The 12,866-nt window shown below is 66.2% G+C and carries 14 protein-coding genes; 9 read left to right on the plus strand and 5 right to left on the minus strand.

All coding sequences use genetic code 11. The annotated features are described in order from the left end of the window. Positions 1-382 precede the first annotated feature (382 nt). Positions 383-994 (plus strand): hypothetical protein, encoded by a 612-nt coding sequence (locus tag GM1_RS05165; RefSeq protein WP_040519536.1) that lies wholly within the window; start codon positions 383-385, stop codon positions 992-994. A gap of 53 nt (positions 995-1,047) precedes the next feature. After that, positions 1,048-1,773: an urease accessory protein UreG gene (gene ureG / locus GM1_RS05170; RefSeq protein WP_008377097.1), complete on the plus strand. Its 726-nt coding sequence runs from the start codon at positions 1,048-1,050 to the stop codon at positions 1,771-1,773. Here the strand turns inward: ureG and GM1_RS05175 are convergent. Together GM1_RS05175 and GM1_RS05180 are read right to left on the minus strand one after the other, a co-directional pair. Next, positions 1,770-3,065 (minus strand): DUF1576 domain-containing protein, encoded by a 1,296-nt coding sequence (locus tag GM1_RS05175; RefSeq protein WP_008377098.1) that lies wholly within the window; start codon positions 3,063-3,065, stop codon positions 1,770-1,772. The genes ureG and GM1_RS05175 overlap by 4 nt on opposite strands. Positions 3,066-3,156: 91 nt before the next feature. Further along, positions 3,157-3,930: an SGNH/GDSL hydrolase family protein gene (locus tag GM1_RS05180; protein WP_008377099.1), complete on the minus strand. Its 774-nt coding sequence runs from the start codon at positions 3,928-3,930 to the stop codon at positions 3,157-3,159. Positions 3,931-4,063: 133 nt separating this feature from the next. Here GM1_RS05180 and GM1_RS05185 point away from each other — a divergent pair, with 133 nt between their 5' ends. The 4 genes from GM1_RS05185 to GM1_RS05200 are packed head-to-tail and all read left to right on the plus strand — an operon-like array spanning position 4,064 to position 7,533. After that, entirely contained in the window at positions 4,064-5,554 is a 1,491-nt protein-coding gene (locus GM1_RS05185; RefSeq protein WP_008377100.1) for a fatty acid desaturase, read from the plus strand. Position 5,555: 1 nt separating this feature from the next. Further along, positions 5,556-5,735 carry a rubredoxin gene (locus GM1_RS05190; RefSeq protein WP_008377101.1) on the plus strand — a complete coding sequence of 60 codons (180 nt, stop codon included), beginning with the start codon at positions 5,556-5,558 and terminating at the stop codon, positions 5,733-5,735. Beyond that, positions 5,732-6,922 carry an NAD(P)/FAD-dependent oxidoreductase gene (locus tag GM1_RS05195; RefSeq protein WP_008377102.1) on the plus strand — a complete coding sequence of 397 codons (1,191 nt, stop codon included), beginning with the start codon at positions 5,732-5,734 and terminating at the stop codon, positions 6,920-6,922. The genes GM1_RS05190 and GM1_RS05195 overlap by 4 nt, the downstream gene beginning before the upstream one ends. Then, positions 6,919-7,533 carry a TetR/AcrR family transcriptional regulator gene (locus GM1_RS05200; protein WP_008377103.1) on the plus strand — a complete coding sequence of 205 codons (615 nt, stop codon included), beginning with the start codon at positions 6,919-6,921 and terminating at the stop codon, positions 7,531-7,533. Before GM1_RS05195 ends, GM1_RS05200 begins: the two co-directional genes overlap by 4 nt. On the opposite strand, the gene GM1_RS05205 is transcribed toward GM1_RS05200, so the two are convergent. After that, on the minus strand, positions 7,530-8,387 hold the full coding sequence (locus GM1_RS05205) for an alpha/beta fold hydrolase (RefSeq protein ID WP_008377104.1): 858 nt from the start codon (positions 8,385-8,387) through the stop codon (positions 7,530-7,532). The genes GM1_RS05200 and GM1_RS05205 overlap by 4 nt on opposite strands. 50 nt (positions 8,388-8,437) lie before the next feature. Between GM1_RS05205 and GM1_RS05210 the strand changes: the two genes are divergently transcribed. Then, a complete protein-coding gene (locus tag GM1_RS05210; RefSeq protein ID WP_008377105.1) occupies positions 8,438-8,746 on the plus strand; it encodes a hypothetical protein in 309 nt (102 codons plus the stop codon). After that, complete coding sequence (locus GM1_RS05215) at positions 8,746-9,912, plus strand: L,D-transpeptidase (protein ID WP_008377106.1); 1,167 nt, start codon at positions 8,746-8,748, stop codon at positions 9,910-9,912. Before GM1_RS05210 ends, GM1_RS05215 begins: the two co-directional genes overlap by 1 nt. Before the next feature lie 4 nt (positions 9,913-9,916). Here the strand turns inward: GM1_RS05215 and GM1_RS05220 are convergent, their stop codons facing one another. Next, complete coding sequence (locus tag GM1_RS05220; RefSeq protein WP_008377108.1) at positions 9,917-10,873, minus strand: R2-like ligand-binding oxidase; 957 nt, start codon at positions 10,871-10,873, stop codon at positions 9,917-9,919. A 43-nt stretch (positions 10,874-10,916) separates the two neighbouring features. After that, positions 10,917-12,278, minus strand: coding sequence for an L-serine ammonia-lyase (locus GM1_RS05225; protein ID WP_280512937.1), 1,362 nt, complete (start codon positions 12,276-12,278; stop codon positions 10,917-10,919). 136 nt (positions 12,279-12,414) lie between these two features. On the opposite strand from GM1_RS05225, the gene GM1_RS05230 reads away from it, so the two are divergent. Next, entirely contained in the window at positions 12,415-12,864 is a 450-nt protein-coding gene (locus GM1_RS05230) for a hypothetical protein (RefSeq protein ID WP_157435827.1), read from the plus strand. The last annotated feature ends 2 nt before the right edge of the window (positions 12,865-12,866 follow it).

Below are 12,866 nucleotides of genomic sequence, written 5' to 3' on the forward strand. Positions count from 1 at the left end.
AGCGCTCACGGAGTCGCCTCTGGTGACCTCTAGTGAGGTCGGAATTCTGGCCGCGACTGCTAATCTTAGGCCACGTAGGTCGTCGAGTGACCCGGGCCGAGGTGAACAGTCATGACGTCTCCCGATGAGAGTGCTCGTCTGGAACAGAGTGCTCGCGAACGTGCAGGCGCCGATTTCATTCTTGCTGGTCGGACCAGCCGCGCGCGCGCCGGTCAGCGGCGAATATTCTGGTGAAGGTGGCCCGGCTGCAAGGCCAAGAGCCCGAGCAGTGGGTGCTCGACGTGGCAGAAGGTCGTCTCCCCGCCTGAACCGAGCCCCCTCGCCCCGCCACGCCGACTCAGACTCCGGTCGGCGCACCGGCCGGTCTGCGACGATGGTCGGCATGCGGATCCTGCGCTCGGCTGCCGTCGTCGCGGCGACGGCAGCGCTCGCTGCGTGCAGTCCTGAAACCGTGGTCGACGATGGGCCGATCGCGGTCGATCCATGCGGACGGATCGGACCGGCGTGCACCTCGGTGGGCGCTGGAACCGTCGCCGACGGGACGTCGCTTCAGGGAATCGGTGTGGTCGAGGGCGTTGACGGAAGCGCCGAACTGCGTGTTGCGTTCGACGATGAAAGAGGCGTCCAATCGGCGGTTGTCCCTCGTGCCGCCTATGTCTACTCGGAGTCGGTGACGCGCGACGTCGCGCTTTACGACCTGGACGCGAAACCGGGCCACGAGATCGTCATCGGTCGTGGAACGGACGGCACCCACGCGTGGTTCGGCGTGTACACATTCGACGGAACCCGTCTGGTGCGGTTGCGAGGACCCCGCGATGTGGTGGACCCTCAGACCGGGATGTGGCGGCTGCTCGTCGGCGATAAGCAGGGGCAAGTCGTGTGTGGAGACGACGGTCGGATCACCGCGGGCTCGGCTCGGCTCGGCGACGACTACTTCGCCTGCCGTGATGAGCTGACCACCGACGTCACCTTCCGGAAACCTGCCGCGCAGTAGCGCGCGCTATCGTCGAACTGCCACGTCCGTACCGAAGAACAGGATCAGCATTCATGCCTGAGACGACCGTCAGCAGCATCAACCAGGCGGAACGTCCGCTCCGACTCGGAGTCGCCGGGCCGGTCGGAACAGGCAAGAGCACTCTGATCGCGACGCTGTGCCGTCGACTGGCGGAGAGCCTCGAGATGGCGGTCGTGACCAACGACATCTACACCGACGAGGACGCCCGGTTGCTGCGTGCGGCAGGTGTGCTCCCGGTGGAGCGCATCGTCGCCGTTGAGACGGGCGCCTGCCCGCACACCGCGATCCGCGACGACGTGACGCCGAACCTGCTGGCGGTAGAAGACCTCGAAGCCGAGTTCGCCCCTCTGGACCTGGTGATCGTCGAGAGCGGCGGCGACAACCTGACAGCGACGTTCAGCCCCGCGCTCGTCGACACGCAGATCTTCGTCATCGACGTGGCGGGCGGCGGTGACGTGGCACGCAAGGGCGGGCCGGGCATCGAACGCGCGGATCTGCTGGTGGTCAACAAGACCGATCTCGGGCCGCACGTCGGCGTCGACCCGGCCCAGATGGTGACCGACGCGTCATCGGTGCGGGGCGGACTGCCCGTCGTCGCACTGAGCCAGCGGGACGAGGAGAGCATCGACGATCTTGTCGCATGGGTGCACGGTGTGCTGGCCGAGCATCGCGGCGGCGCACTTGTTCCCGCCGATCCGGGCCCGATGGCCCCGCACTCGCACGCAGGCGACCACGATCACGGCGAGCACACGCACTAAGTCGACGGGACCGCTTCCGGTTCCTGGAGCCGATCGGACTCTCGGCGTTCAACGAACATCAGGGCGATCGGGCTGAGCACCGCGGCGACCATTCCGGCTGCGAAGCCGTTGCCGTAGAGGTTCAGCCCGATCGTCAGCGAACCGGCGATCTGGGCGACCGAGACGTGGAGGAAGCCGGCGAGCACGCCCCAGTGCGGGCCGAAGCGCGCCGAGATCGGAGCGAGACACGTGCCGAACATGACCGCCCACACGACGCCGTCGTCGTCGAGCCCGAGTGGTTTGGTGAGTGCTCCGAGGATCACGCCGAGCATGACCGGAACGATGTTCACCGCGTGCTTTCCGCACGCACTGAAGCCGATGACGCTGACGATTCCACCGACGACGGGACCGTTGAAGTCTGCGTCGATGGCCACCATGAGCACTGTCGTCAGGGTTCCGGTGATCGCCATGTTGAGCAGGGTGGGACCGGGGCCGTCGGATCCGATGAAGTCGGCGGGCGCCTGCCCGGTGCGGCGGAGCAGGCCGCGGTAGCCGCGCCACGGCCTGCGGTCGAGGGCGAATGCGGCGATGACGACCATCGCGATGAGGATCGCGCACAGGATCAGCAGGGGACCGTCGTTCCCGCTGGTCCATGTCATGGGCGGCTGATCTTCCAACCCGAACGACCGGAAGACCGCGATGATCACCGCGCCGAGAATGCCCGCGACGAACCCCATGTTGTAGAGGGTGAACCCGTTGTGCGCGCGGAACAGGCCGCGCGCGACCGGCGAGACGATGAAGCCGATGAGAAGCCCGGTCGCGAGGCCGACGGGAACTGACACCCACTTGACCAGACCGGTGTTGAAGGCGATCTCGGAGAAGACCGGCGACAGTGCTGTCGCGAACCACGCCGTCGTCACCGAATCGCGCAGAGCCTCGCGTCGCCAGAGCGCGTACAGAGCCACGCCGATGAGGATGGGCCAGACGTTCACGATCGTCTTCCCGAACAGTCCGAATCCCAGCACCATGTACAGGCAGCCGACCGCGCCGCCGTCGACCTTCGCTCCGGTCAGCCGGTATGTGAGGCACGCGAGGAGCGTGACGAGACCGGCTTGTGCGAATGCGCCACCGAGCCCGCCGAGCAGTACGAAGTCGGTGACGAGGACATCGGGTGCGATCACGATGTCGCCGATGCCGCGGATCACGTCGGCCGGTGTGTCGACGATGAATCCGAAAGCGATGCACGCGACCGCGGTCGCCACGATCAAACGCATCAGGATCCGTTCGGTGCGGTCACCCGACTCGACGATCACTCACGTACCTCCGCTCCGATGTCGACCTTCGGAGTCTACTGTCGCGGGTCGGGCGAACGGCCGCCTGACTGGGGCGACGCAGCCGGATGGGTCAGATGCCGGGGAGGATCACGGGAGCGAGCTCTGGTCGTTTCGCCACACGCCCGTCGCCGAGTGATCGGCCGCGGAGTTTCCGGATGATCCACGGGGTGAAGAATTCGACCACCCACCGGGCGTCGCCGAGCGTCCGCAGGACTCGGTTGGGGTCGTCGATCGGTGGGAGGGCATGACCCCAGTCGGCGGAGCTGCCCTCGAGTCCGAGCGCGTATGCGGCTCCCGCGGCGAAGCGGTCGTGGCCGGTAGGGGATGCGTGCAATCGGTCGCGCGCCCAGGAGCGCAGGTCGGTCAGGACGGGTGCGCTGTACAGGTCGACCAGGATGAAGCCGTACGTCGTCGCGAACTCGCGCATCATGTCGTTGATCAGGAGAAGCCGGTCTTCCACACTGCGCCCGAACGGGATCGTGCGAGCGACGTCGGGGAACGTCGAGATGACAACGGTCGCACCGGATTCGGCAAGACGTCGGTAGATGAAGTCGAGATCGGCGCGGACGACGGCGGGGTCGGCGCGTCCGATCACGTCGTTCATGCCCAACGGCGCCGCGATCAGGTCGGGAGCCAGGGACAGGCACGGCTCGAGTTGTTCGTCGCGAGTGTTCCGGGTGTTCTTCCCACGGATGGCGAGGTTTGCGTACCGGAAGTCCGGGTTGTCCACGGCCAGGCGTTCAGCGAGGCGATCGGCCCAGCCTCGGTAGCCGGCGGAATCGTCTCCGTCACACATCCCCTCGGTCTGGGAGTCGCCGATGGCGACGAATCGCGAATAGCCCATAGCCCGATAGTAGCCAGGAGTTCACCGGATCAGAGTGAAGTCGAGCACTTTACAAATTAGTCCAGATGTCTAGACAACCGACGTGCCAACGTCTAATGTCAAGTTCACCAACTCGCCTCACCAGGAGGAAGACATGGCGAATCCGACAATCGACGACAGCCCCGTCGACGACGTTCAATGGCGTGACAAGAAGCGCCACCTCTGGCTTCTCGGCCTGATTCCACCGACCGCAGTGTTCATCGCGACCGGACTCATCGCGCTGATGAACTGGGCCGGCGACAAGCTCGATTGGGCCTGGCTCGGTACCGTGTCCCCGGTCTGGTGGTGGATCGGCCCGATTCTGCTCTACGTCCTGCTCCCGATCCTCGACGTGTTCTTCGGGCCCGACGGTCAGAATCCGCCGGACGAACTCATGGAGCAGTTGGAGAACGACAAGTACTACCGGTACTGCACCTACGCGTACATTCCGTTCCAGTTCGCCAGCCTGATCTTCGCGGCGTACCTCTGGACCGCGGGTCCGAACGGCCGCTTCGGTGACCTGAGCTGGCTCGGCGTCGACGGCGGATCGCTCGGCATCGTCTCCAAGATCGGTCTCGCCCTGTCGATCGGCGTCATGGGCGGCATCGGCATCAACACAGCTCACGAGCTCGGCCACAAGAAGGTGTCACTCGAGCGCTGGCTGTCGAAGATCACTCTCGCGCAGACGTTCTACGGTCACTTCTTCATCGAGCACAATCGTGGTCATCACGTCCGCGTCGCCACCCCCGAGGATCCGGCGAGCTCGCGCTTCGGTGAGACCTTCTGGTCGTTCCTGCCGCGCAGTGTCTACGGCAGTCTGAAGTCGGCATGGGAACTCGAGGCCAACCGCCTCAAGAAGATCGACAAGCCGGTGTTCCATCGGAGCAACGACGTTCTCAACGCGTGGGTCATGTCGATCGTCCTGTGGGGTGTGCTCGCAGCGGTCTTCGGCTGGCAGATCCTGCCCTTCATGGTCCTGCAGGCCGTCTACGGTTTCTCGCTGCTGGAGACCGTCAACTATCTCGAGCACTACGGCCTCGTCCGGCAGAAGAACGCCCGCGGTCGTTACGAGCGCTGCACCCCGTCACACAGCTGGAACAGTGACCACATCTGCACAAACATCTTCCTGTATCACCTGCAGCGTCACAGTGATCACCACGCGAACCCGACGCGTCGCTACCAGACACTCCGCAGTTTCGAGGAGGCTCCGAACCTCCCCAGCGGTTACGCCAGCATGATCGGCATCGCCTACTTCCCGCCGATCTGGCGCAAGATCATGGACAAGCGCGTCATCGAGCACTACGACGGCGACCTCACCCGTGCCAATCTGCAGCCGGGCAAGGAAGCCAAGCTCCTCGCCAAGTACGGACAGACCGCTCGCGCCCAGGCGCCGGCCGCCGCACAAGACACCGCAGTCGCCCTGCTCGATCGTCCGGCCGCCACCGCGTACCGATGCCCCAACTGCGAGTACGTCTACCGCGAGGCAGAGGGAGCCCCCCGTGAGGGCTACGCGGCAGGCACCCCGTGGGCCAGCGTGCCCGACGACTGGAACTGCCCGGACTGCGGTGTTCGAGACAAGATCGACTTCCTTCCGATTGGAGCCTGACATGAACTTCAAACTCTTCCGTTGCATGCAGTGCGGGTTCGAATACGACGAGGCGGAAGGCTGGCCCGAAGACGGCATCGAGCCCGGCACCCGATGGGACGACATCCCGGACGACTGGAGCTGCCCGGATTGCGGCGCCGCCAAGGCCGATTTCGAAATGGTCGAGGTTGCACGGCCATGACCACCAGTTCTGATCGTTCCGCTTTCGACGCCGGCGTTGTCGTCGTCGGGGGCGGGACGGCGGGTGCCACAGCCGCGGTCGCTCTTCGAGCGGGCGGGTACGACGGTCCGGTGACGCTCATCGGCGCAGAACCAGAAGCCCCGTACCGCCGGACTGCGCTGACGAAGGACCTGCTCGTCGCTGATCTGTCCGTCGAGAAGATCGCGCTGCAGAAGCCGCAGTCGTGGGCCGAACGGAACATCGACCTCCGCACGGGGGTGAACGTCACCGCGATCGATCCGTCGGAGCACACGGTGGTCTGCTCGAACGGCGACGAGATCGGCTATCGCACACTCGTCCTGGCGACCGGCGGCGCGGCGGCCCGGCCGCCATGGCTCGGCGCGGACGTTCGGACGATCAGGGCCCTCGACGAGGCGCTCGCCGCCCGGCAGGCGATCGAAGAGGCCGCCAGGGTGGCCATCGTCGGAGGCGGCTTGATCGGACTCGAACTGGCTGCGTCGGCAGCCGCGCGTGGATTCGACGTCGACGTGATCGAAGCGGCCGACCGGATCCTCGGCCGCGCGGTCCCCGCGGTGGTGTCGGAGTGGTTCGCCGAACTGCATCGACGCAACGGCGTTCGGCTGCACCTCGACTCAGCGGTCGTCTCCGCGTCGGCCGACGGCGTGGTCCTATCCGACGGCGCCGCGATCGACGGTCCCGTCGTCGCGGCTGTCGGAATGCGCCCGGACGTCGGCTTGGCCGAAGCGGCGGGCCTCGAGTGCTCCCGCGCCGGGATCGTCGTCGACTCGGGGTTCGCCACGAGTGCACCCGACATCTACGCGGCAGGCGACGCGGCGGCTCCTCCGGATCTGCTGACTGGAGATCCGTCAGTCGGCGGACACTGGTTCGGCGCGACTGATCAGGGCAAGGCCGTCGCCGGATCGGTGCTCGCGGCACTCGGCGGAGCAGTCGCTCCGACATTCCGAGACGTGCCGCGCGCTTGGACGATTCAATACGGGATCAACGTCCAGACAGTGGGCTGGCCCGCTGACGGCGACGTCGAGATCGACGGATCGCTCGCCGACGACGACGCCACCGTACGAGTGACGCGAGACGGGCGGTTGATCGGTGCGGTCACCGTCGGACGAGCCGCTGCCGCCCGGACATGCCGCGCGGAGATCGACGCATCGCTAGGCTCGACGGTGTGAGCGCACCCACGAGTGACCGGCCGACGTACGCGGCAGCGAGCAAGCTCCTGCTGCGTACGTCGCTGCTCGACGGCCTGCGCGAGTTGATGACCATCAAGGACTGGTCGCAGGTCACCATGAGTGATGTCGCCAAGCATGCGGGCGTCAGCAGACAGACGGTGTATAACGAGTTCTCGTCGCGCAACGGTCTGGCGCAGGCGTACGCCCTTCGCCTGGTGGAGGAGTTCACCAGTGAGATCGGGGCGGCCGTGGAGGCAATGCCCAACGACGTGGAAGGTGCCCTCGCCGCAGGTTTTGCCGGGTTCTTCGCCAGCGCGAGCCAGGACCCGATGATTCAGTCCCTGCTCAGCGGCGAGGCCAAGCCCGACCTTCTCAAGCTGATCACCACCGACTCCGCGCCGCTCATCGAGTCGGCGTCGCGGCGTCTCGACACCACTCTCCGCGAATCGTGGATCGCGCTGCCCGAACACATGTCGGGACCCATCGCGCGGATGATCACACGACTCGCGATCAGCTACGTGGCGATGCCGCCGGAAGCTGATTTCGACGTCGCGGGCGACCTGTCTGCCGTCATGTCGCCCGCGATCGTCGCAGCTCGGGGTGGTTCTTAGCGAGCGAGGAACGCGGCGACGGAGCTTTCGAACGCGTCCTTCGCCTCGATCATCACCCAGTGTCCGCACTTCGGGAACACGTGGAGTTCGGCGTCGGGGATCAGTCGCATCGGGACCATCGACATGTCGGGCGGGCTCACGCGGTCGTCGCGTCCCCATGCGAGGAGGGTCGGGCACTTCACGAGGTGCATCGACGCCCAGTACGGCGGGGTCGTCGAGTTGGCCATGAACTGCTGCATCATCTCGAACGACTTCGAGCCGTACATCATCGCCGCGGTCTTGGCGGCGTCCGGATTGATGGCCGCCTCCCACCGCTCCTCGATGAGCTCTTCGGTGACGAGCGACCGGTCGAAGACCATCGAATTGAGCCAGCGCACCAGCTTGTCGCGGTCGGGGGCGTCGGTGAACTCCTGCAGCAGACGCAGGCCCTCGGACGGGCTGGGGCTGAACACGTTGGGTCCGACGCCGCCGATCGTCACGAGTTTCGCGATCCGGTCGGGATACTTGATCGCGAGGTTGATTCCGACCACACCGCCCATGGAGTTTCCGATCACAGCGGCCTTGTCGATGCCGAGGGCGTCCATGAACCGGATCACCGATGCGCCCGCGGTCAGGACGGGGTGTCCCTCGACGGCGTCGGATACCCCGAAGCCGGGGAACTCGACGACGTAACAGTGGTGCGTCTTGGCGAAGAACTCCAGGTTGCCGCGGTAATTGCGCCACCCGGTGACGCCGGGGCCGCTGCCGTGGAGGAGCAGCAGCACCTCGCTGTTGTCGGCGCCCGCCTCGTGGTAGCGGATGACGCCCTGATCAGTGGTGAGCTCGCGCTTGGTCGACTCGTATGTCACGTCCATGACACCAGAATAGAACGTGTTCTAGTTGAGTGCGTCAGTACCATGAATAGATGACGATCGATTCATCGGTCCCGTTCGTCGCCGCGGGACTCATCGGAGGCTATGCCACAGCCCGATACACCGGGCGACGTGAGCTCGGAGGGGTTGTCCTCGCGGCGGCCGGAGTCGCCGCCGGGATGTCGTGGCGTTCCCGCGGCGCCGCCGTCACCGGCGGACTCACCGCCGCCTATCTCGGCGCGTTCGGCGCCTCGCATCCGCTCGCCAAGAAACTCGGCGCCTGGCCGTCGGTGCTCGCCGTCACGGTGGCGGCGTCTGCCACCACAGCGGGCGTGCTCGCCGCAGTGGACGGAAAGCAGTGATGCGTCGCCCGGCCAGGATGCTCGCCGTCGCCGGCCTGGCGTCGGTGGCGGTGTTCGCCGCCGCGTGCAGCAGCGGAGGCTCGACGCCTGATCCGGCGCCGGCGGCAAAGATCACCCTCGCCGACTCGACGGCGAAGCCGATCAACCCGACGACGCCGATCAGCGTTCGCGCCAGTCGAGGCGACCTCACGACGGTCACCGTCACCAACCGCAAGGGCAAAAACGTCAAGGGCGCGTCGTCCGAAGGCGGCGAGGAGTGGCACACCACCGAGGACCTCGGTTACGGCACCACGTACACCGTCAAAGCGGATGCGGTGAACCCCGACGGCAAGCACACGCGACAGACGTTCACCGTGAAGACGATCGACCCCGACGACACGGCGTACGCGAACGTGGTCCCGGCACCGGAAGTGGTGTCCGAGGACGGCATCGGGGTCGGACAGCCGATGGTCTTCCAGTTCACCAAGCCGATCAAGAATCGCGCCGAAGTCGAGAAGCATCTTGTCGTCACCACTACGCCGAGTCAGCCCGGCGCCTGGTACTGGACCGACGATCAGAGCGTCCACTATCGCGCTAAGGACTACTGGAAGCCCGGAACCAAGATCCACATCGAGGCGAACGTCTACGGAGTCGACCTCGGCGACGGCGTCTACGGCGCCGAGGACAACGCGGTGGATTACAAGGTTCACGACTCGTGGGTGGCGAAAGCCGACGGCAACACCGAACAGCTCACGGTGTTCCACAACGGCGAACTCGTTCGCACGATGCCGATGAGCCTGGGCGAGCCGACTACTCCGTCGCACCGGGGTGTCCATGTGGTCTCGGAGCGCTCAGCGAGCACCGTGATGGATTCGTGCAGCTACGGCGTCTGCCAGGGTGATCCCGGCTACTACCGCGAGACCGTCTTCGACAATCTCCGGATCTCCAACGACGGTGAGTTCGTCCACGCGGCACCGTGGTCCGTGGGCCAGCAGGGATCGGCGAACGTCTCGCACGGCTGCGTCAATCTCAGCCCCGCCGACGCCAAATGGATGTACGACACGTTCCGGCTCGGCGACGTCGTCGAGATCTCCAACTCGGGTGGCGACGAGCTTCCGGTGTGGGACACCTACGGCGACTGGGCCGTCCCGTGGAAGGTGTGGAAGGCCGGCAACGCCTCCGCCTGAGGCGTCAGCCGCCGAGTGATTCGCGGTCCTCGTCGCCGAATGTGTCTTCGAGTGTGGCGGGTGAGTAGTCGAGATCGATCTCCTCGACGGGGCGTCCTCGGGCCGACTCGATCGCTCCGAGTCGGCGCTGGGCTCGATCGGCTGCGTAGGTCAGGAACTCGCTGTTGTCGATCCCGAACGGCGGCTTCTCGAACTGCTCGTTGACCCACGTGATCATCCCGAGAGCCATCGGCAGGAGCTCGCCCATCCGCTCGGTCACCGCGTCCCACAGGGTGTCGTCGGCGGCGACGTGACGACGGCAGGTGAACGTGCCCCACGCCATGTGGCGGCGCTCGTCGTCGGAGATGTTTGAGATCAGGGACTGCATGCCCGGAAGGATGCCGCGCTCCACGCAGATCTTCTGCCACGCGTAGTACCCGGTCAGCGCCAGCGACCCCTCGACGACGTGGTTGTACGTGACGCTCGCGCGGATCTGATTGAGCGGCGACGGATCGGACGCGAGGATCCGCAACGACGCGGGCAGCTCGTCGTAGAACAACTGGCGGTAGTAGGGGTTCTCGGCGACGTAGGGGTGCAGGTCCTCGGTGAGGCCGACGGTGTCCATCCACAGTCGAAAACCTTGTGCGTGTTTGGCCTCTTCGAGGCAGAACTGTGCCAGGTACATCTCGTCGCCGAAGCGTCCCTCGGCCGACATCGCCGACATGAACGGCTGGATGTCCTGGGTGACGGCTTCCTCGCCCGCCACGAACTGCGCGACGAGAAACGTCGCGCTGCGGCGTTGGGTGTCGTCGAGAGAGGCCCAGTCGTCCGCGTCTCGGCTGAAGTCGAGTGCACCCGGGTCCCAGGCCTTTCCGTTGCCCTTGGTGAACAGTCGGAGGGGGAACGCGTCCCAGTGCAGTCCTCCGGCTCGCAGCGTCGAGAACCCTTGCCGGGCTTCGGAATCTGAATGGATGACGGTCATGAACGCGACCCTAGACCCGCCGCGAGCACGACGGGGCCGAATCTCAGCACTCGATGATGTTGACGGCGAGCCCCCCACGAGAGGTCTCCTTGTACTTGTCGCTCATGTCCGCGCCGGTCTCGCGCATCGTGGCGATCACACGATCCAGGCTCACGACGTGATGGCCGTCGTGATTGAGGGCGATTCGCGCGGCGGTGATCGCCTTGACCGCGGCCATCGCATTGCGTTCGATGCAGGGGATCTGCACGAGTCCGCCGATCGGATCGCATGTGAGTCCCAAGTTGTGCTCCATACCGATCTCGGCTGCGTTCTCGACCTGTGCCGGGGAGCCGCCGAGCAACTCGCACAGCGCGCCGGCGGCCATCGAGCACGCGGAACCGACCTCTCCCTGGCAGCCGACCTCGGCGCCGCTGATGGACGCGTTCTCCTTGAACAGCACGGCGATGGCGCCCGCCGTCAGGAGGAAACGTTCACAGTCGCCGAACTGGGCTCCGGGGACGAAGCGCATGTAATACGCGAGCACGGCCGGAACGATGCCTGCCGCCCCGTTCGTCGGCGCGGTCACGATCCGCCCGCCGGCGGCGTTCTCTTCGTTGACGGCGAGCGCAAACGCGGTCACCCAGTCGACGTGCCGGAGTGGATCGTCGGACGGTGACCGGGCCAGTCTGGCGTTGAGGGCGCCGGCTCGCCGCGGAACCCGTAGAGGTCCGGGAAGGGTGCCCTCGGCGTGCAGGCCGGAGTTGATGCAATCGTCCATCGCCGACCAGATGCGCCGGAGACCCGCCGACACCTCCTCCGGAGAGCGGACCGCTTCCTCATCGACGCGCATCACCCCACTGATCGGCAGGCCGGTCTCGCCGCAGCGTGCGAGGAGTTCGGCGGCCGTCCGAAAGGGCTGCGGGACATCGGTTTCGGTGGCCCGAACGGGTTCGTCGCCGACGACGAAGCCTCCGCCGATCGAGTACGACGTCGTCTCCTTCACCACCGTCCCGACGTCGTCGAGCGCCGCGAACCGCATGCCGTTCGGATGACGCGGAAGGCTGCGCTCGCCGATCATCTCCACATCGAAGGCGACGGGGTGAGTGCCGCCGAGCCGCAGGGTTCCGGATGAGAAGGCTGCATCGGATCGCGGCACGACGACATCGGGGTCGACAGCCTCCGGCCGTTCGCCTTCCAAACCGAGCACGACTGCCCGATCGGACGAATGCCCGCGGCCCGTCGCACCGAGGGATCCGTACAGCCCCACGTGAACGCGCACCACACGAGGGTCGTCTCGGACGGAGGCCGCGAAGTCGGCCGCCGCCCGCATCGGCCCGACGGTGTGCGAACTCGACGGTCCGACACCGATCGAGAACAGATCGAAGACGCTGATCATGGCCACTCCCTCGGCTTGTCGGGCTGGCATCGCCGAACCTCGATTGTGCATCAACTCGACGCGTCGGGTCACGAGTTGCGGGCCGTCGTGTGCAGTCGGGATCATTTCGACGTGACGGGGCAAGTCGCCTCGATGAGACGTTTGCCTGGTGTCCTACGATCGGACGATGGAGCCAGGGCCGATCCAGATTCGGGGCGCGATCGTGCGCACGGTGGTCGTGGCTCTGTGGATGGCGGGCTGCGCGGGTGTCTTCGGCCACTCCATGACACACGCGCGCGCTGGGACCGCTGCCATCGCCCTCCTCGTCGGAATCCTCGCCGGTTTCCTGATCGACATCGCCTGGTTCGGCCCGGTGATCGGGATGGCCGGGATAGGTGCAGTCATCGGCGCGTCCTGGCTGATGCCATGGCCGGTGGTGGTGCTCGGTGTCGGGATCGGTTTCATCCCGATCGTGGTCTGGGGCGTTCGCCTGGCTCGGCGACTGCGTCTTTACCGCGCCGGAGTCGCAGCGCGCGGGCGAGTCGTCGTCTCGGACGGTCCCCACGGGCGCGAGGACACTCACGTCACCGCGCGTGACGACCGGTCTCCGCCGGTTGTGACGACTATTTCGTCATAACC

This window comes from Gordonia malaquae NBRC 108250 (assembly GCF_000344135.1).
Classification (GTDB): domain Bacteria; phylum Actinomycetota; class Actinomycetes; order Mycobacteriales; family Mycobacteriaceae; genus Gordonia; species Gordonia malaquae.